14 protein-coding genes are annotated in these 19,449 nt (G+C 63.7%); 7 read left to right on the top strand and 7 right to left on the bottom strand.

Annotation, left to right across the window (positions count from 1 at the left end; translation table 11 throughout):
* Positions 1-79 precede the first annotated feature (79 nt).
* From WG900_RS18560 to WG900_RS18535, 6 genes are all read left to right on the top strand, one after another.
* Positions 80-724 carry a TetR/AcrR family transcriptional regulator gene (locus WG900_RS18560; RefSeq protein WP_339969601.1) on the top strand — a complete coding sequence of 215 codons (645 nt, stop codon included), beginning with the start codon at positions 80-82 and terminating at the stop codon, positions 722-724.
* A 119-nt stretch (positions 725-843) separates the two neighbouring features.
* The gene (locus WG900_RS18555; protein WP_339969599.1) at positions 844-3,222 is read left to right on the top strand and encodes a TonB-dependent receptor; all 2,379 of its coding nucleotides are present in this window, start codon (positions 844-846) and stop codon (positions 3,220-3,222) included.
* A 26-nt stretch (positions 3,223-3,248) separates the two neighbouring features.
* Complete coding sequence (locus tag WG900_RS18550) at positions 3,249-4,223, top strand: MBL fold metallo-hydrolase (RefSeq protein ID WP_339969597.1); 975 nt, start codon at positions 3,249-3,251, stop codon at positions 4,221-4,223.
* Positions 4,224-4,239: 16 nt separating this feature from the next.
* On the top strand, positions 4,240-5,796 hold the full coding sequence (locus WG900_RS18545; protein ID WP_339969595.1) for a class I adenylate-forming enzyme family protein: 1,557 nt from the start codon (positions 4,240-4,242) through the stop codon (positions 5,794-5,796).
* Positions 5,797-5,815: 19 nt separating this feature from the next.
* Entirely contained in the window at positions 5,816-7,054 is a 1,239-nt protein-coding gene (locus tag WG900_RS18540) for a thiolase family protein (RefSeq protein WP_339969593.1), read from the top strand.
* Between the two features lie 5 nt (positions 7,055-7,059).
* Positions 7,060-7,938 (top strand): SMP-30/gluconolactonase/LRE family protein, encoded by an 879-nt coding sequence (locus WG900_RS18535; RefSeq protein ID WP_339969624.1) that lies wholly within the window; start codon positions 7,060-7,062, stop codon positions 7,936-7,938.
* 97 nt (positions 7,939-8,035) lie between these two features.
* On the opposite strand, the gene WG900_RS18530 is transcribed toward WG900_RS18535, so the two are convergent.
* The 6 genes from WG900_RS18530 to WG900_RS18505 all read right to left on the bottom strand — a co-directional run bounded on the left by WG900_RS18530 (position 8,036) and on the right by WG900_RS18505 (position 16,452).
* Positions 8,036-8,188 carry a hypothetical protein gene (locus tag WG900_RS18530; RefSeq protein ID WP_339969591.1) on the bottom strand — a complete coding sequence of 51 codons (153 nt, stop codon included), beginning with the start codon at positions 8,186-8,188 and terminating at the stop codon, positions 8,036-8,038.
* A 60-nt stretch (positions 8,189-8,248) separates the two neighbouring features.
* Positions 8,249-9,640: an alkaline phosphatase PhoX gene (locus WG900_RS18525; protein ID WP_339969589.1), complete on the bottom strand. Its 1,392-nt coding sequence runs from the start codon at positions 9,638-9,640 to the stop codon at positions 8,249-8,251.
* Complete coding sequence (locus tag WG900_RS18520) at positions 9,637-10,674, bottom strand: phytase (RefSeq protein WP_339969587.1); 1,038 nt, start codon at positions 10,672-10,674, stop codon at positions 9,637-9,639. The genes WG900_RS18525 and WG900_RS18520 overlap by 4 nt, the downstream gene beginning before the upstream one ends.
* The gene (locus WG900_RS18515; RefSeq protein ID WP_339969585.1) at positions 10,674-13,469 is read right to left on the bottom strand and encodes a TonB-dependent receptor; all 2,796 of its coding nucleotides are present in this window, start codon (positions 13,467-13,469) and stop codon (positions 10,674-10,676) included. Before WG900_RS18515 ends, WG900_RS18520 begins: the two co-directional genes overlap by 1 nt.
* Before the next feature lie 297 nt (positions 13,470-13,766).
* On the bottom strand, positions 13,767-14,987 hold the full coding sequence (locus tag WG900_RS18510) for an esterase-like activity of phytase family protein (protein WP_339969583.1): 1,221 nt from the start codon (positions 14,985-14,987) through the stop codon (positions 13,767-13,769).
* A 148-nt stretch (positions 14,988-15,135) separates the two neighbouring features.
* A complete protein-coding gene (locus WG900_RS18505) occupies positions 15,136-16,452 on the bottom strand; it encodes a cytochrome P450 (protein ID WP_339969581.1) in 1,317 nt (438 codons plus the stop codon).
* Positions 16,453-16,588: 136 nt separating this feature from the next.
* Between WG900_RS18505 and manD the strand changes: the two genes are divergently transcribed.
* Positions 16,589-17,797, top strand: a complete 1,209-nt coding sequence (manD, locus tag WG900_RS18500) for a D-mannonate dehydratase ManD (protein ID WP_339969579.1) — start codon at positions 16,589-16,591, stop codon at positions 17,795-17,797.
* 33 nt (positions 17,798-17,830) lie between these two features.
* Here manD and WG900_RS18495 read toward each other — a convergent pair whose 3' ends face one another.
* Positions 17,831-19,357: a class I adenylate-forming enzyme family protein gene (locus tag WG900_RS18495; protein WP_339969577.1), complete on the bottom strand. Its 1,527-nt coding sequence runs from the start codon at positions 19,355-19,357 to the stop codon at positions 17,831-17,833.
* Positions 19,358-19,449: the final 92 nt, after the last annotated feature.

Raw genomic sequence — 19,449 nt, 5'->3', positions numbered from 1 at the left:
TAGACTGATTAGAGCATTAATTGAGTCACCACTCAATTAATTTCTTGATCAGCGTTCGCGGCTATGGCATCAATGGGAAATGGGAAAGGCTGCCAAACACGAATCCGCACCTGCCGCTGCAAAGCCGCGGACCAAAGGTGTATCGAAGAACTCTGCCGAGGCCCGGCGGAAGATCCTCGATTCGGCCACGCTGATCTTTGGCAGCCAGGGCTTTGCCCGCACGACGACCGAACAGATCGCCGAGCACGCCGGATATGGCCAGGCCACTGTCTTCTTCCATTTCAAGACCAAGTCCGGCCTGCTGGAAGCCTGCCTCGAAGGCGCGCTGGAGCAGGCCAAGCAGAATCTTGTGCCCGCCGAAAACTCGGGCACGGTCGAACTGGTGCGCCGGCTGGACCGGGCCTTCGACAATTCGCCGACGGCAGATTTCTTCGCCCGGATGCTGATCGAGTTCGGTGAGAGTTCTGCGGTTCAGCCGGTCTATTCATCGTTCCATGCCCATGTCCGTGAAGTAATCGCGGCGGAACTGGTGCGAGAGACCGGTGCCGATGAGCACCGGGCAGCCACTGCGGCGGCCTCGATCCTTTCGATGATGGTTGGCATCCATGCTGAACAGCGACTGGAGACAAAGCAGTTCTCCCGCGCTGACTTCCGCGAAATGCTGCTGAACGTCACGCGGCTGATCTTGCGTGACCTGACAGGCTCCGTCGGGGCCGATCCATGATTTAATCTATTAAATACAAGTACGTGTTGAAGAAAATCACTCGCCCACGATGGCGAGGCAGGGGAGGTGTATCTATGGCAAATGGTCATTTGAACTTCGTTCGTGCCAGCGGTCTCGCGATGGCTGCAGCTCTGGTCCCGGCGTCTGCCTGGGCGCAGGAAGCCCCCGCTGATTACGGCGGGCTCGAGGAGATTGTCGTCACCGCACAGAAGCGCGAGCAATCGCTGCAGGACGTGCCGATGTCGATTTCCGCCGTCTCTGGCGATACCCTGCGCGATGCGGGAGCCGCCGGCATCGAAGGAGTCGCCGCGCTCGTACCCTCGCTCGCTCTGGTGCAGAACAACCAGCCGCTGGCGCAGAGCTACCGCATCCGCGGGCTCGGCACCGATCCGAACATTCCGACGTTCGAGCCCAGCGTCGCGCTGTTCATCGACGGCGTCTACATGCCGCGCAGCGGCCTTGGCGTGGACGATCTGGTCGATATCGCCCGGGTCGAAGTGCTCAAGGGGCCGCAATCCACATTGCACGGCAAGAATGCGACGGCGGGCGTGATCAGCGTCATCTCGGCGGGTCCGGCCAGCACCTTTGGCGCGAAATTTGAAGGCACCGTGTCCAACATCGACGGTGGCCGCAGTGCCTGGGCCTATCGCCTTGCCGGTTCGGTGACCGGACCGATCAGCGACAGCGTCCGCGCCCGCCTGACCGGAGTCTGGTTCAATGCCGGACCCAGCTTCCGCAATCTCGCCCCGAATGCCGAACATGCCAACGAGATGAAGCGCTATTCGGTGCGCGGCCAGATCGAGTTCGACTTGTCCGAAGACGTGACGTTCAACCTCACCGGCGCGCGCAGCGAGATTCTGGAAAGCAATGGCACCAACCCCGATCTCTATCGCGGCGTTGCTCCCGAACCCAGCTTCCTGCTCGACAACAATGCCGCGCTGAACACATTGTTCGGCGTAACCGCCTGCCCTGACAACAACCCCAGCAACCGCGTGATCTGCACCACCGATCCCAACCGCTCGAGCAGCAGCTCGGACATGCTGTCGGGAACCTTCAATGCCAAGCTTGGCGGCGTAACGCTCACCTCGATCACCGCATGGTCGCAGTACAAGAGCGAACTTCTGGCGACCGATATCGATCAGGTCAGCCTGCCGCTGGTCACCTTCCGCGACACCCAGGCGGGCGAGTCTTTCTCGCAGGAGCTGCGCCTGGTCTCGCCCTCGGGCGGCACCTTTGAATGGCTGGTCGGTGGCTATTACCTCGACACCAAGTTCGAACGCGGCGATCGCGGCCGCACGGCCATGTTCGAGATGCAGCCCGCCGCGGCCCTGTTCGCGCTGTCGCCCACCTTGCCGTCCCAGGTTGTCTACGGACAGGCCGGAGACAAGGGCTACCTCGATTCACGCGCGAGTTCGGAATATTTCGCGCTGTTCGGTCAGGCGACCTTCCGGGTTAGCGACCAGTTCGCGCTGACCGGCGGCCTGCGCTGGCAGACCGAGACCAAGAAGGCCTCGATCAACAACCGCGCAACCTTCACGCCCAACCCGAACCTGCCCGCCGGTCACCCGCTGGCAGGGGTCAACCTCCTCACCGCAAGCCTTGTGCCTGCGGCAACCATCCCCGCCGGCGTGCCGATCAATGGTGCGCTGCCGACGATCAAGGACGATTCCGTCACGTGGAACGTCACCGGCAACTTCACGCCTAACGACGACACTCTGATCTATGCAAGCTTCGCGCGCGGCAGCAAGTCGGGCGGCCATAACATCGGTTTCGGCAGCGCGGTTCCGGCCCAGCGCGGCTTTGGCAGCGAGACCGTGGACAATTGGGAAGTGGGCGCAAAGTTTGATCTCGCCGATCGCCGCGCACGGCTTGCCGTCAGCCTGTTCACTTCGGACTATACCAATTACCAGAACGCCGGCTTCGTCGGCCTCCAGTACCTCGTCAACAATGCGGAACGGGTCCGGGTCAACGGCGCGGAGTTCGAGGGCACGTTCAAGCTCGGCTCGGGCCTGACGATGAACCTTGGCGCGGCCTATATCGATGCCAAGTTCCGCAAGTATACCGGCGGAGCCTGCTGGTTCGGACGTGCGCCGAATGCCAATCCGACGCCGACCGGAACCTTCACCAGCTGCGACCTTTCGGGCAACCAGCTGCCGCTGGCGCCCAAGTGGCGGATGACCGGCGCGCTGCAATATGAGCGCCAGACCGCGCTTGGCGAAGTCTACGCGCGCGCCGATCTCAACTGGCAGGGCAAGTCCAACGTCAACAGCGCGAGCCTTGATCCACGCCATGTGCAGGCCGCTTATGCCCTGGTCAACGCTCGGCTCGGCCTGCGGCTGGACAGCGGGGTCGACGTCTCGATCTGGGCGAGCAACCTGTTCGACAAGACCATCGTCACCCAGTCGGGCGTGCTCAGCCTGTTCGGTACGACATCAGGATATCAGAGCTACCTCGGCGCGCCGCGCCAGGTCGGGGCGACGATACGCTTCGGGTTCTGACCGTGAAAACGGCGAGGATCGGGACCATGCAGACAAGGGCTTCAGGGCTGCGCGGCATCGGCCTCATCCTCGCCGCCGGGACCCTTCTGGTTCCCGTCTCGGCGGCGGCGGCTTCCTCCGAAACGCCGCAAGTCGTGACGCTTGGCACGATGGCCGGGCCGATGGCCAATGCGCAGCGCGCCCAGCCAGCCACGCTGCTGCGCTGGCAGGGCGGTATGGTGCTGGTCGATGCGGGTGACGGGGTAACTGATCAGCTCGCCCAGGCCGGAGCCGATCCGGTGAAGCTGCGCAGCATCGTCATCACCCATATCCATGCCGATCATGTCGGCGGTCTCTTCGCCTTGCTTGCCCGCCGCTATCAGCTGATCGATCCGCCCGTGACGATCTATGGCCCGCCGGGCACCCGGCGCATGGTCGATGGCATGGTGGCGGCAATGGAGCCCCTGATCCTCACCAGCCCGGCCCTGCCGGGTGCTCCCTTTCGCAACCCGGCAGACGGGGTGCGGGTGGTCGAATTCGGCGATGGCGATCAGCTGACCGTGGAAGGCGTGGCCGTTCGCGCTGTCGCCAACAGCCATTACCTGTCTGGCAAGTCGGCGCCTGATCCAGTTCAGGCGCAGTCGCTCTCGCTGCGTTTCGAACTGCCTGGGCGCAGCGTCGTGCTCACCGGTGACAGCGGCCCAAGCGACAAGGTTACGCAGCTGGCGCGGGGGGCGGACATTCTGGTCAGCTCGATCCTCGATCTCGACGGCGCGGTGGCCACCCTCCGGGCGAGCCGCCCCAACGCCCCGCCAGCCTTTTTCGCTGCCGCCCGCGCGCATTTCGCGGAGCATCACCTCAGCCCCGTGGACGCCGGCAGGCTTGCGCAGGCGGCCGGGGTCAAGCGCATGGTGTTGACCCATATCGGCGTCGCGCCGGCGCGGATGAAGGCGGCGCGGGCTGCCGTCACGCGCACATGGAAAGGCCCGGTCGCCTTTGCGCGCGATCTGGCCGCCTATTGAACCCGGAGCACAAGACATGGCGATAATCGACTTCTTTGATCGCGGCTGGGACATTGGCGGCTCGGCGACCGCCTATATCCAGGACGACCGCCACTTCTCGTTTGACGAGGTTGGCACCCTGTCGTGCCGGGTCGCCCATGCCTTGCTGGCGCTCGGCCTGCCAAAGGAAACCAAGGGGGCCGTCTGGTCGGGCAACGATGTCACCGCATGGGCCTGTTCGCTGGGCCTGTGGCGGGCGAACATGACCTGGATCCCAATCAATGCGCGCAATGCGGCGGAGGACAACCGCTTCCTCCTCGATGCCTTCGATTGCGAGGTGCTGTTCTTCCAGCAGGCCTTCGCCGATATCATCGCCGAGATCCGTCCCAGCCTGCCCAAGGTGCGACACTGGGTCTGCATCGACAGCGACACGGCCGATGCACCGTCGCTGGAAAGCTGGTGCGGCGGTCAGCCCGCGGCCAAGCCCGATGTCGCCTATGACATGGACGACGTGTTCGTTATCATGCCCACCGGCGGCACCACGGGCGCGCCCAAGGGGGTGATGAACACCCACCGCGCGGCGCAGACCTCATTCGTCCATGTCATGCTGACCTGCACCTATCGCGATGGCAGCCTGCCGGTGAACCTTGCCGCCGCACCGATGACCCATACGGCGGGTCTGCTCTCCTTGCCCTGCACGGCGCAGGGCGGGACGGTTGTGGTCCTGTCGAAGCCCGAACCGGCGCTGCTGATCCAGGCCATCGTCCGCCACCGCGTCACCGAATTCTTCCTGCCGCCGACCGTGATCTATGCGCTGCTCGAAGCGCCGGGGATCGAGAAGGTCGATTTCTCATCCGTGCGCTACCTGCTTTACGGCGCGGCACCGATGTCGGTCGACAAGCTGAAGAAGGCTATCGCGCTTTGGGGCCCGGTCCTTGCCGGCGGCTATGGCCAGAGCGAGGCCATGGGCACCATCTGCAACCTGCGCCCCGACGAGCACCTGATAGGCGGGCAGCTTGCATCAGACGAGCGCCTGTCCTCGGTCGGACGGCCCAACCCGCTGGTCCGGGTCAAGATTATGGATGACGCCAACTGCCCTCTCCCGCGCGGCGAAACAGGCGAGATCTGCGTGCGCGGCGATCTCATCATGAAGGGCTATTACAAGGCCCCGGACAAGACCGCCGAGACCATCGTAGATGGCTGGCTGCATACCGGCGACATCGGCCACATCGATGCCGAAGGCTATGTCCACATTACCGACCGCAAGAAGGACATGATCATCACCGGCGGCTTCAACGTCTATCCCAGCGAAGTCGAACAAGTGATCTGGAGCCATCCGGCGGTGCAGGACTGCGCGGTGATCGGCGTCCCCGATGCGAAATGGGGCGAGGCGGTCAAGGCCGTGGTCGAGCTGAACCCCGGGCAATCGGCAAGTGTCGAGGACATTATCGCCCTGTGCAAGGACAAGCTGGGCAGCGTGATGGCGCCCAAGTCCGTCGATTTCATCGATCGTCTGCCGCGCAGCCCGGTCGGCAAGGTGCTCAAGAAAGACCTGCGCGCCACCTACTGGGCCGGACGCTCCACTAAAATCTGATTTTTGCAAGGATATTCCCATGACCGACATCTACATCGCCGGCATCGCCATGACTGTGTTCGGGCGTCATCTGGAACGCAGCCTCGAAGACCTCGCGCGCGAAGCATTGGACGGGGCGCTGAAGGATGCCGGCTGCGCCGTCGGTGACATTGGCGCAGCCTTCTATGCCGGGATCACCAATGGTCCGCTGCAAGGGCAGTTTGCCATCCCCGGACAAGTGGTGCTGAGCCGTCTCGGGGTGGAAGGCGTGCCGGTCTACAACGTCGATAACGGCTGCGCGGCAGGCAGCTCGGCCTTCAACCTTGCGGTGCAGAGCCTGAAGGCCGGCACCACCGACGTGGCGCTGGCCATCGGCGCGGAAAAGATGAACGTCGCCGACAAGCTGATGGTCCTCAAGCTGATGGAAGCTGGCTGGGACGTTGGCCGCGCTGACGAGAACTATGCCCGGTTGGTCACCATGGGCGATGGCATCACGCCGCCGGAAGGCTCGGAATCGGACAAGCCCTACAGCAAGTTCATGTCGATCTACGCCGCGCTGTGCCGCAATCACATGAAGAAGCACGGCACCACCCAACGCCAGATCGCGGCGGTATCGGCCAAGAACCACGGCCACTCGGTTCACAACCCCTGGTCGCAGTTCCGCAAGCCCTTCTCGATCGACGACGTGCTGGCCGCTCCGCCGATCACCTATCCGCTGACCCTGCCAATGTGCGCGCCGGTGTCCGACGGCTCGGCCGCCGCCATCGTCTGCACCGAGGAGGGCCTGAAGCGCATCGGCGCGGACCGCAGCCGCTGCATCAAGGTGGCGGCAAGCGTGATCCGTTCTGCCACGAGCCGCACGATCGACCAGCCCGAACGCAACCTCGCCCGCCTCGCTGCCAATCAGGCTTACGAGATCGCCGGACTCGGCCCGCAGGACATGCACGTTGCCGAAGTCCACGATGCTGCCGCCATGGGCGAGATCATCCAGGTCGAAAACCTCGGCTTCGTCGAACATGGCCAGGGCGGCCCGGCGGTCGAGCGCGGTGAATTCACCATTGGCGGGCGCTTGCCGGTCAATCCTTCGGGCGGGCTCGAATCCAAGGGGCATCCGCTAGGCGCAACCGGCATCGGCCAGCTCTATGAACTGGTCACGCAGCTGCGCGGCGAAGCCGGCGAGCGCCAGGTCGAAGGCGCGCGCAACGCCATCCAGGAAAACGGCGGCGGCATGATCGGAATCGAGGAAGCGGCGGTCGCCATCCACATTCTTACCAAGTGAGCGAGATGCAGACCACGGCATCGCCAAGACCAGACGTTCTCGTCGAAACAGGCCGCGGGCTTCGCTTCACCGAGAGTCCGCGGTGGCACAAGAACCGCCTGTGGTTCCTCGACATCCACGATTCGGCGATCAAGGCGGTCGACCTGTCGGGAGCCCTCGAAACGATTGTCGCGTTGCCGTTCAAGCCTAATGGCTTTGGTTTTCTGCCCGATGGATCCGTGCTGGTGGGCGATGCGCTCAACCTGCAGGTCATGCATTGGGACGGCGCGGACCTGCGCCTCCATGCCGATCTGAGGGATACTGCCGTGTTCTGCCTGAGCGACGGCGTGGTCGATGCGCGCGGACGGATCTATGTCGGGGATATCGGCTACAACTTCTGGGACCTGGCAGCCGCGCCGGTCAACAGCTGCGTGATTGCGCGGATCGATCCCGATGGCACCGTGCACAAGGTGGCCAGCGGACTGTCCTTCCCTAACGGCATGGTGATCACTCCGGACGGCAAGACCCTGATCGTTGCCGAGACCAATGCCCACCGGCTGACGGCCTATACGATCGCTGAAGAGGGGAGCCTGACCGACCGGCGGGTCTTCGCGCAGTTCGATCAATCTGTGCAGCCCGACGGTATCTGCCTCGATGCGGAAGGCGCGGTATGGCTGGCCAACCCGGCCGGGCAGCCCAGCCTGCTTCGCGTGCGCCAAGGTGGCGAAGTGACTGACCGCATCGCGCTCGAAATCCATGCCTATGCGGTGATGCTGGGCGGGCCCGAACGCCGCCATCTGTTCATCTGCACATCCGCTTCACACGATCCCGCACAGATTGCGCAAGATCCAAGCGCCGCCCTGTTGGTCATGGACGTGGCTGTGCCGGGCGCTGGAATTCCCTGATCTGACTTCAGCTCGCAACGCAGCATGTACCTGGGCGGATTGCCAAGGTCCTGCCGTGATCACCGCAAGCAGCGTGCCTGACCGGTTGATCATGTCATTACGATAAGATCGCATCGGCGGAGCTGTACAAACCGAAAAGGCCGAAACCGCAGACCGGTTTGAGTTTGCCCGCGGCTTCTAAACCGGCCGAACAAACCGCACCAACAATCTGCAGCACCGAAGGGCTGCCCTTGTCGGCCGGCTTGATCAACTGGATGGCAAGCGCGGCAGTGCGCCGATCAGTGGCGCCCCGTCGCAATCAGTGTCGCTATCACGTGACGAATTTGCGCCATGGTCCGGTGATCGCCAGCGTCCGCCCCGGCTTGTAGACATTGACGAACAGCGTCGTGCCATCTGGGGAGAAACAGGCTCCGGCAAGCTCCGTATCGGCATTGAGCCGCGCCAGAGCATAGACCTTCCCCTCTGGCGTGACACCGCGCAGATGATTGATCTTGCTGCCGGCCCGGTCCTCGCAGACGATGAGGTGCCCCCAGGGGGCGACGGTAATGTTGTCGGCATAGTCCATGACCAACGGGTCGGTGGATTCCACGAAGAGGTCGAGCCGTCCGGGTTCGTCTCCCTCACGCGCGGTGCCTTCGAAGCGCGAGGGTTCATAGCGCATGATCTGGCCGCATTGGCCCGCACCACCCGAGGTGCAGGTGAAGAACATCTGCCGCCGGCGATCGCGCGTCCAGCCCAGATGAATGCCTTCGCCGCGGGCGAACTGGACGCCGCCGGCAGCCAGACCCCGCAGCCGTAGATCGTCCGCCGGGCTTTCGACATTGTCGAGATCGATCCAGCGCGCCTTGCGTGACTGGCCGGCCACCATGTCTGCCGATAACCAGTTACGGCTGTCCGTGCCGCCATCGACAAAGGCGAGTGCCTGTAATTTTCCGCCCTTGGCCAGCTGCCCGCGCACCATGGGGATGAAGCGATAGAACAGGCCGTCCGGCATGTCCTCGGTCAGATAGACGATGCCGGTGGCGGGATCGACCGCTGCGGCTTCGTGGCGGAACCGACCCATGGCTTTCAACGGCTGCGCCGCAACAAGGCCCTTTGCGCCGGCAGGAACTTCGAAGATCCAGCCATGGCTCTGCCCGGTGTTGGGCGCGGAAACCAGCGTTTCCTCGCAGGTCAGCCAGGTCCCCCACGGCGTTGCTCCCCCGGCGCAATTGGTCGAGGTGCCGGCGAGCGAGAGGTGCTGCGACACGACAGTCGGCGTCTTGGAGTCCAGGACCAGAGTCGACGTTCCGCCCGGCAGGACCCGGCCATTCGCGCCCTTGTCGAAATGGGCCGCCGCCGCGAGACGCGCCTGCAGGGCCGCGTCATCGCGCGCTGGGCCCAGATGATGGTCGGCAAAGCCCAGTTCGTGGTTGCGCACCAGCGCGATCCGCCCGCCGCCCAGTTGCAGGCAGCCCATGCCGTCGAACTTGTCCGGAGTGAAGAACCCGTCGTCCATGCGGTCACCCGCGCGCGACAGTACCGAATAGGAGAAGCCTTCAGGTAGGTCGAACAGGCCTTCGGGATCGCGGCGCAGCGGGCCATAACCGGGAGCTTCGCTGTGATCGGAACCGCTTTCCTGAGTACGCGCTAGTCGCGCGCATCCACCGAAAGCAGTGATGACTGCTGCAGAGGCCGCAAACGTACGCCGGTCGAGAATCATCGAGGTTTCGCCTTCTGCCCGTACTTCAGCTGCTTCATCACGTCGCGCCATGATACCAGCTTGAAATTTTGCGCGGCCGGCGCGTTGTGGCCGTCCTGCGCGATGAACAATCCGCCGGGATAGTGCCGCCCGAAACTGCCTTTGGCCAGTTCGATGCCATCGGTTTCTTCGGTGGCACCGAACATTCCGGCAGCGATGCGGAAACGCCCTGCCGGCTCCATCCCGGGCAGGCGGTAAAGCGCGTAGGCATTGTCACCCTGGCTCGATGCCACCAGCCAGCCGCCGCGCTTGCCTTGCGGCCAGAGCGCGAGGCCCTCGACATCGGCGACGAGGTGCTGCCCATCGACGGGGCCGACGAGCCGGCCTTTGTTGCTTCCGGATTCACGCGCATCGAAGGCCCAGATACCGCGATCTTCCTCACCGACATAAAGCATGGCGCTGCGGGGATCGACCACGCAGCCTTCTGTCTGGGTGGCGAGCTTGAGGGTGCGGAGCCAGCGCGCTTGCAGCTTGCCGTTCGTCAATGTGATCCATGTGTGGACGATGCTACCGTCCTTCAGCACCGAGAACGCATCGAAGCCGCGCCCGCGGCGCAGCAGGCAGACTCCGTAAGCCTCTCCAGCGCCGCCATCGACATCGCCCAGCGGCACCAGCAGCGCGCGGCGCGTGTCGAGGCGGTAGAGTTGCAGGCGGGCCGCAGCCACATTGTTACGGTCGCTCGCCACGACGATAACGCCGCTGCGCCCGAGATCGACTAGCGCGACATTGTTGACCCGGCCGGCGGGGATGAAGCTGCGCACCTTGCCGTCAAAGCCATAGACATAGAGTCCTGCCTTCTTGTCGGTTGCGACGATCAGGCTCTGCGATGGCCTTGCCGCATTGCGCCAGACCGCCGGATCGTCCGCAGCATCATCGTTTGCCGTCCCCACGGGCGCGGTCTCCCCGCGTGCGGTGACAGAGACGGTTTGCGCCTGCGCGGCACCCCCCGCCAGGCAGAGCGCCAGTGCAGGGAATGCCAGCCAGTTGCGCGGCATCAGAAGTTGACCCGGATGCCGCCCGAATAGCGGCGGCCAAAGCGTTCCCATTCGATCGTCTGGTTGTTGGTGAACGGGGTTGGCGCGCCTGTCGCGGTCAGCAGGTTGCCCGGTTCGGAATAGCGACGGCCCGGCTTGTTGAGCAGGTTCGTGGCATCGAAATAGATCTCGAAATTCTTGGTGATCGCATAGCGGGCCGAGAAATCGAGCTCATCATCCGCAGCCCAATAGGTATCGCCGCCGTCGGTCAGATCGTCGGCAATGCCATCCAACCAGGTGCTGCGGCGCTGGTATTGCAGGCGCAGTGACAGGCCATATTTCTCGTAATAGGCGCCGACATTGTAGACGAGGTCGGAGGTGCCGGGCAGCCGCACCTTGCGCGCCGGGATCGCACCCAGCGCCGGCTTGGTCACTTCGCTCTCATTCACCGTGGCATTGGCGCTGATGCCGAAGCCGCCCATCCAGTCGGGCAGGCCCAGACTTTCGGTCCATGGCTCAAGCTGGAGCTGCGCGGCGACTTCGAAGCCGAAAATGCGGCCCGAACCGCCGTTGGTGATGCCTGAATAGGCATAGCCCGAACGGTCGATGCCATTGCTGTCGAGCGCCGATGAACCGAAGGTGCGCGTCTGGCGGTATAGTACGTCCTCGACCTTCTTGTAGAACACGCCGGCCATCAGGTAGCCCTGCGGGCGGACATACCATTCGAAATAGGCATCGACGCCGTAGGCCCGCTCGGGCTTGACGCCCGGGTTGCCGCCCGAAATCGTCTGGTTGGTATCGTTGACCACCACGTTGGGGCGCATCTGGTCATAATCGGCCCGCGCCGCACCGCTGTTGAACGACAGGCGCAACTTCTTGGTATCGTCGACATTGACGTTGACGTGCAGGCTGGGGAAAGCGAGCGTCTGATCGCTCTCGGCCGTGACCAGACCGGTCGCGGTACCGACAGTCGCCGTGGCAATGCCCCGGTTCTTGACATGCTCGACGCGAACGCCGCCCAGGATCGAGCCCCAGCCGTATTTCACCGTGCCCATGACATAGCCGGCATAGACCTGCTCGCGCACGTCATAGATGTTGGCGGTGTTGGGCGTGAAAGTGAAGTTGGCCTGGGCAGAATCCGAATACTGCCGCATCTTGTCGGTGTCGAAATAGCGGAAGGTATAGCCCATCGGGATCTTGCCGAGGAACGCCTGATCAAGGCTGAACTGGTTGTAATCGGTCGGAATGCCGATTGCGGTGAACTGGCCTGCGGTGTTAAGCAGGATCTGCGATTCATCGACCACCTTGGTGCGCTGGTCGAACTGAAAGCCCAGCTTGATCGTCGCTTCGCCGCCCAGCATGGAGCCTTCATGCGCCAGCGAGAGCTTGCCGGTGTAGGCCTTGGTCGTATCGACCGCATCGAGGATGGTTAGCTGCGACAGCGGCTTGGTGAAGCTGTCGATCGCCGTCACCGGCGTGCCGGCCTGATACCGTGTCGGGCTGGAAAGCTGCAGCGTGGTGAACAGCAGCAGGCGCGCGCGGTTGGGGTCGGTGAAGTCATAGCTCACCGTCGGGCGCAGCGTGCGGGTCGACGGGCTGTCCCAGTTTGCCTCGCCGATGACCGAGCGGTCGTCCTGCGATTCGGTGTAATTGCCCAGCCAGTTCAGCTTCCAGCTGTCGCCGATGGTGTGCGTGCCTTCGAGCGTGTTGGTGAAGATCGACTGGCGAAATGCGCGCAGTGTCGATCGCTGGCGGATGTCGATGCCGTAGATCGTGCCGGCCAGCGGCGTGTTGCCGATGCAGACATCGGCATAGCCGGTGTTCGCCGGCGTGGAGTTGGCGGCAATGGTGCAGGCAGCAGTGTTGGCCACCTGATCGGACTGCCGATCATCGAGATCGAAGCGATAGTTGTCGCGCGCTTCGTCGTCGGTGAAGATCGTGTAGACCGACCGCAGCGAGATCGTGTTGTCGGCGTCGGGTTTCCAGTCAATCCGGCCTGATGCGGACCAATTGCGGCGGGTCAGGCGATAGAGCTTGTTCTCGGTTTCCTGCGCCCAGAAACGGGTGTCATTGCCGGGGCGCTGATCTTGCGAGACACGCTCCCAGTCATGCTCGAAGTTGTCGGTAATCATGCCGCGCTGGTAATAGCTGCCCGAAAGCAGAACGCCGATCTCGCCGCCGCCCAGCTGAAACCGGTCGGAGATGATGGCGGAGGCTTCATAATCCTTCTGGCTGCCCAGTTCGGCAAACCCCGCGCCCAATTTGCCGGCAAAGTGAAGGCCCGAATAGTCGAAGGCGGAACGAGTGATGACATTGACGTTGCCCGAAACCGTCTCGCCCGGCATTTCCGGGGTGACTGCTTTCGAGACGATGATTTTTCCGGCAATGGCTGACGGCACCGAATCGAACCGTGCGTCGCGGCCTTCGGGGCTGACGATGTTGATCCCGTCGAAGCTCAGCGTGGTCCAGTAATTCGGCGCGCCGCGCAGGCTGATATAGCGCGCCTGCCCCTGATCGCGTTCAACCGCGACGCCCGGCAGGCGGCCTGTGGCTTGGGCGATGTTCTGGTCGGGCAGGCGGCCTACCGAGTCCGATGCCGCCACAGAAACCAGCGAATCCGAATTCTTCTGGACCTCAAGCGCAGCCGCTTCGGATTCGGCGATCGGGCGGGCCCCGGTAACGATGATTTCCGGCGCGGCTTCCGCCACTTCCTCTGCACCGACATCCGCAGCCTGAGCCTGCGCGGCAGGCCAAAGCAAGGTGGCGCTCGCCAGAAAAGCAAGGCGCAGGCGCGCAACGGCTGAAAATTTGGACATTCTGTAACCCCCTGGTCAATAGATGATGCGGGGGCACTAGATTGTTTCAGTGACTCGACGGGGACAGTTATGGGTCGTCGAGATAACGGATTTGCGACCGCTTTCTGACACGCCTGTGATTTGAGGGGCGGCGCAAGCCCTTGCGGCTAGGGTGACCGGCCAAGCGGTCGACCGTGGTGGATGGTAAGATCAATTTTTTCGCGGTCATGGTCGATTCGCAAGAGGACAGGGGTGAACTTTCCATCACCGGAACGATCAGACCCACCACCACCACCACCACCACCACCGACCTCATCGTCACCCGTGATGCAGGGCGAATTTCCAGAACTGGGTTTCCGCACCTTCGATGCCGTAGTCGCTGTCATTGGCGAGGAGCAGGCTGCCGTCGCCAAGGACCAGCATACCTTCCATGTCACCGCAGACCTCGGTGTGTTCATCGCTCGACAGGACCAGTTGCTTGGCCATCACTGGTGCGCGGCCAGTCTGGCCCAATTGCTCCAGCGTGGGGCGATGGTCCGGATCGAGCAACTCCGCGGGCGTGCTCGCCGTGTCGCCGGGCCTGACGCGGTAGATGTGGGTGGACAGCGTGACCCGCTCCAGCACCAGCAAGCTGCCATCCTGCAGGCTGGCGAGTTCGCTGACCTTCACATCGCTCTTCGCTACAGGGCCGGCGGCGCAGTCCCGCACGAACGCCAGCGGGGCGTCCAACGGATAGATATATTCGGCGCGAAATTCTGCCGTCTCGGGATCGAGCGCCCAGATGCGGACCGTGTCGCCATTTTCGTGGGCTGCCCGGTCGGGGTGAGCCAGCGGGCTCTGAAAGGCTGCGTAAAGGGTTGCACCAGCGCACGACAGGGCGAGCGCTTCGATTCCCCGGTTCAGTTTGCGGGCAAGGCTGATCGCGGGAAGGCCTTCTTCGGCCGGAATCGATACCCCTGCGAACAGGTGCCCCGCCCCCTGGGGGACGATCCGCTTCTGGACCACACCGTCCGCGCCGACCAGCAGGAGTGAGGGGCCGTATTCCTCGGCGATCCAGAAGCGGCCATCGGGCAGTGCGGCAATACCTTCGGTGTCGACGCCGTTCGCCGTCGGGACAAACGCCTTGCCATCGATGGCGAAGACCGGCTCGGTCTCCATGCCGGCCAGTGTCGGCGGCGCAAGGCCGGACAGCGGTGTGCCATCGGGTGCGCGCAGGGGCAGGATGGCTTCGAGTTCGACCCTGTCACCCACCAGCCGGAACCGCGCGATTGCTGGGCCGGCACCGGGCAGCGGCATGATCTTTGCGCCCTCTACCTCGGCCAGCGGCGCGAGGTGGGCAAGGCCATAGCGCCGCACGGCATCGGCTGGCTTGATATTCGGGCCCCGGTCACCCACGCCCCAGAACACGCCCGCCGGATCTCCGGCGCGCTGGGTCAGCCCGGAGGTCAGGCTGGGGGTCAGGACCATCGTGCCCACCGGCATAAGCAGCTGGGCAAGCAGCTGGTCGGTCCAGCCAAGTCGCTGCGGGGTCAGTTCCAATGCCTACTGCCGCCGGTTGGCGGGCGCCTTGGCGGCCCATCGTGCGGAAACGGCGTAAATCGCTTCGGCCATCGCGGGGATCCTCGTCCTGAGTCACCCCCGCCTTGGCCCAAGCGGCGGGACTGTTTCAAGCCCGTTCTGCGCCAGCCTAAATAAGAAAGCCCGGCGCGGGTGTGAACTTCACTCGCAGCTCGGACAAGCCGCGGATGATGAAGCTTGGCTCGAAATCGAAGTCGCGGTTGTCGCGCGGGCCGTGGACGTCTTCATCAAGATCGATGTTCGATGTCATCGCGAGGAACTTCTCGAGGATGATGCGAACTTCGGCGCGGGCGAGCGGAGCCCCGGCGCAGACGTGCTTGCCCCGGCCGAAAGCGATGTGTTCCTTGATCTTCGGGCGGTTGAGCCGGAATTCCTCTGGATTCTCCCAGCGGCGCGGGTCGCGGTTGCCGCCCGAAAGGCCCATTAGCACCTTGGTCCCGGCCTTGACCGGCAGGTCGCCGATTTTGGTGTCGCGACGGGCAAGGCGAGAGAGTTGCTTGGTCGATCCTTCCAGCCGCAGTGTCTCCTCCAGCATCGCAGGGACCAGCGAGGGGGCGGCGCGAAGCTGGTCCTGCAGGCCGGGGACGTCGATGATGTAGCGCATTGAATTGCCGAGCAGCTTGGCGCTGGTGTCCTGCCCTGCGCCATACATGAACACGCCCAGCGTCATCAGGTCCATCATCGATGGGCGGGTGCCATCAGCATATTCGGCCTGCGAAAGCTCGGTCAGGATATCGTCGCGCGGGGCGGCCTGCCGTTCGCTGATGTAGCGATAGAAATAGCCGGTCATCGCCACCATCGGATGGGTGTCGCCTTCATGCGTATTGAGGCTGGAATCGAGGTTGCCCGGCGCCGGCGAGGCATCGATCAGATCCATGAAGTGCTGGCGGTCTTCCTCAGGCACGCCCAGCAGGTCGGCGATGACCATGGTGACGAAAGGCGTGGCAATCTCGCTGATCAGGTCGCATTCGCCCTTGGCCACGACTTTGCGGGCCATCTCGTCCGCATAGGCATCCATGAAGAGCTCGTTCGCCTTGAGCCGCGAAGGCGTGAACAGGCGATTCATCAGCGAACGCAGCTTGGTATGCGGTTCATCGTCAAGCATCACGACCTGATCGCCGCCGAGGAACTTCGAGCGGTTCTCCTCGATCTGGGCGGTGATGTCGGAACCCTGCGGTTCGAACGGCAGCGGCGCGGCGGCACCGGCCAGCCCGATGATGGCTGAGAAATCGTGGTGGTTGTTCAGCACCTCGACCGTTTCGTCGAAGCCCGTGACGATCAGGTAATCGCGCCCTTCCGGCTGCCACACGGGACCATGCGCGCGCACCGCCTCGAAAAAGGGATAGGGATCCTTCGCGATGGCATAGTCGGTGAAGTAATCGCGATTTTCAAGGGTCACAGGCGTCTCTCCGAATTTATGATACATTATGGATCATAAAAGGTTGAGGGGATCTGCGTCAAGTGGGCAGCATCACATTCGCAGGTGCGTTGCAGCCTCGATGCTTGACAGAATCCCATGGTCGCGCCAATTGGTCTTACCAGATTGAGGGGCAAGGGACGCGATGAAGATTACAGCAGCACGGGTCATCGTGACCTGCCCGGGACGCAATTTCGTCACGCTCAAGATCGAGACCGATCAGGGCGTCTACGGCATTGGTGATGGCACGCTCAACGGCCGCGAACTGTCGGTGGTTGCCTATCTTGAGGAGCACGTGATCTCCTGCCTGATCGGCATGGATCCGCGCCGGATCGAGGACGTGTGGCAATACCTTTACAAGGGCGCCTACTGGCGGCGCGGCCCGGTGACAATGCGGGCGATCGCGGCGGTCGACATGGCGCTGTGGGACATCAAGGCGAAGATGGCGGGCATGCCGCTATACCAGTTGCTCGGCGGGCGCAGCCGCGACGGCGTGATGGTCTACGGCCACGCCAACGGCAGCGACATTGCCGAGACGGTCGATGCCGTGGGCCAGTATATCGACATGGGCTACAAGGCGATCCGCGCGCAGACCGGCGTGCCCGGAATCAAGGACGCCTACGGGGTCGGACGCGGCAAGCTCTATTACGAACCGGCCGATGCCAGTCTGCCCTCGGTCACCGGCTGGGACACGCGCAAGGCGCTGAACTATGTTCCCAAGCTGTTCGAAAAGCTGCGCGAAACTTACGGCTTCGACCATCACCTGCTGCACGATGGCCACCACCGCTATACTCCGCAGGAAGCGGCTAACCTCGGCAAGATGCTCGAGCCCTACCAGCTGTTCTGGCTGGAGGATTGCACCCCGGCGGAGAACCAGGAAGCCTTCAAGCTAGTCCGCCAGCACACGGTAACCCCGCTCGCCGTGGGCGAGATTTTCAATACGATCTGGGACGCCAAGGACCTGATCCAGAACCAGCTGATCGACTACATCCGCTGCACCGTCGTCGGCGCAGGCGGGATCACGCACTTGCGGCGGATCGCCGATCTGGCAGCCATGTACCAGATCCGCACCGGCAGCCACGGCGCGACTGACCTGTCGCCCGTCACCATGGGCTGCGCGCTGCACTTTGATACGTGGGTGCCCAATTTCGGCATTCAGGAATACATGCGCCACACGCCCGAAACCGACGCGGTTTTCCCGCACGATTACCACTTCGAGGCGGGCGAGCTGTTCTGCGGCGAAACCCCCGGCCACGGCGTCGACATCGACGAGAAACTGGCGGCTAAGTATCCCTATAAGCCCGCTTACCTGCCGGTTGCGCGGCTCGAAGACGGGACGATGTGGAGCTGGTAAGGTCGGTAAGGTCGGTAAGGTCGGTAAGGTCGGTCAGGTTGCGGCCAACCGCGCCTTGACCAGTTCGGCCAGCTCGCGCCGCGCGACCTTGTTCGAATGGAGCAGCGGCACCTCGGCGCGGGTGATCGGCACCCAGCGGCGCGGCACCTTGTAGCCGGACAGCTTGCGGCGCATCTCGGCCTCGACCGCCGCGAAGTCGGGTGAATGCCCTTCCGCCGCGATCACCGCCGCGACAACTATCTGCCCGCGATCATGGTCAGGCACGCCGAACACGTAAGCCGCCTCGATGCCTTCCAGCGCCATCAGTTCCATCTCGACCTCGGCGGGAGAGACGTTCGATCCGGCGGTCTTGATCATGTCGCCGTCGCGTCCGACGAAGTGGATGCGATTGCCTTCGACCTCGCACATGTCGCCGGTGCGGTAGTAGCCGTCGGGGGTGAAATAGGCGTCGCGCTCGATCTTGTGCAGCCCGGGCGTCACCGGATAGCCGCGCACCTGCATTTCGCCCATGCCGCCGTCAGGCACCGGCTGGTTGTTCTCGTCAGCGATGCGGATGTCATAGCCATCAGCGAAGTGATCGAGCGGCGCACAGAGCGGTCGTCCGGCGGCGCGGAATTCGTCTCCGGCGTAGGAATAGGGACCGAGCGTCTCGCTCATGCCGAGGCCCCACCACGGCTTTGGCTGGCGCGACAGCATGGCGAGGTCGGTCTCGGTCAGCACCGATCCCATCGCCACTCGGCTGTTGTTGAGTGTCTTGCCCGGGCAGACGCATGTCGCTCCGGCCTGCAGCGCGGGCATCAGGTACATCATCAGGCCGCCGATCCAGAACATCGGCAATTGCGCGGTGACGTCCTTGCCCTGTTCGATGTTCAACATGCCGCGCAGGTAGGCAGTACGGAACAGCACCGGGCCGTGATTGTGCCGCACGCCCTTGGGCAGGGCCATCGATCCTGAGGTGTAGATCTCCACCATCTGGTCGGCAGGGTGGACTTCGGATTCTACCGAGAGGAGCACGTCCTCGCTCACCAAGTCCGCATCGCCGGTGATGACGCTCAGATCGATCATCTGCGCGGGCAGGCCATCGCCGGTCGATGCCGCCCAGCGCAGATACGGAACCTCCGCCAGCGCAAGCGGCCCGCTGCCCGGTTGATCCAGCGCAGGCTGTGCTTCGGCCAGTCGCTTGGCATAGTCATAACCCATGAAACGGCGCTGCACGATCAGCCCGCCCACGTCCGACTGGCGCAGCACGCGCACCAGTTCGCCCGCGCGGATCATGGTCGAGATCGGCACGGCGACTGCGCCGATGCGCGCCGTGGCCGCCAGCATCAGCGCGAAGCCGGGTCCGTTGCCGTATATGAAGCCGACCCGCGATCCCTTGCCCACTCCCCGCGCCAGCAGTCCGCGCGCGAGGTCAGCGGACTGCTGTTCGAGCGCGGCGAAAGTGATTTCCTCCGGCTGCCCGTCATCGCCATCGGCCCGCACCGCCACGGTATCGCGATAGGTTTCCGCAGCCGCGCGGATCAGTTGCGGAAAGGTGCACGCGTCTTCGGGCTTGGCCAATGGTATTCTCCCGCCGGCATCGCTGTGCAGGCGGCGCAGACTTCGCGCGGCGCAGAGCGGCTGGCAAGGGCCGACCGACAAATTCGCCTCTG

Source organism: Novosphingobium aquae, assembly GCF_037572715.1.
Lineage (GTDB): Bacteria > Pseudomonadota > Alphaproteobacteria > Sphingomonadales > Sphingomonadaceae > Novosphingobium > Novosphingobium aquae.
This window is presented reverse-complemented; position numbering and strand designations above follow the sequence as displayed.

What these genes read in the sequence shown, in the direction of transcription:
- WG900_RS18560 (WP_339969601.1), top strand. Translation starts at nt 80, where the DNA reads ATGGGAAAGGCTGCCAAACACGAATCCGCACCTGCCGCTGCAAAGCCG.
- WG900_RS18555 (WP_339969599.1), top strand. Translation starts at nt 844, where the DNA reads ATGGCTGCAGCTCTGGTCCCGGCGTCTGCCTGGGCGCAGGAAGCCCCC.
- WG900_RS18550 (WP_339969597.1), top strand. Translation starts at nt 3,249, where the DNA reads ATGCAGACAAGGGCTTCAGGGCTGCGCGGCATCGGCCTCATCCTCGCC.
- WG900_RS18545 (WP_339969595.1), top strand. Translation starts at nt 4,240, where the DNA reads ATGGCGATAATCGACTTCTTTGATCGCGGCTGGGACATTGGCGGCTCG.
- WG900_RS18540 (WP_339969593.1), top strand. Translation starts at nt 5,816, where the DNA reads ATGACCGACATCTACATCGCCGGCATCGCCATGACTGTGTTCGGGCGT.
- WG900_RS18535 (WP_339969624.1), top strand. Translation starts at nt 7,060, where the DNA reads ATGCAGACCACGGCATCGCCAAGACCAGACGTTCTCGTCGAAACAGGC.
- WG900_RS18525 (WP_339969589.1), bottom strand. Translation starts at nt 9,640, where the DNA reads ATGATTCTCGACCGGCGTACGTTTGCGGCCTCTGCAGCAGTCATCACT.
- WG900_RS18520 (WP_339969587.1), bottom strand. Translation starts at nt 10,674, where the DNA reads ATGCCGCGCAACTGGCTGGCATTCCCTGCACTGGCGCTCTGCCTGGCG.
- WG900_RS18515 (WP_339969585.1), bottom strand. Translation starts at nt 13,469, where the DNA reads ATGTCCAAATTTTCAGCCGTTGCGCGCCTGCGCCTTGCTTTTCTGGCG.
- WG900_RS18505 (WP_339969581.1), bottom strand. Translation starts at nt 16,452, where the DNA reads ATGTATCATAAATTCGGAGAGACGCCTGTGACCCTTGAAAATCGCGAT.
- manD (WP_339969579.1), top strand. Translation starts at nt 16,589, where the DNA reads ATGAAGATTACAGCAGCACGGGTCATCGTGACCTGCCCGGGACGCAAT.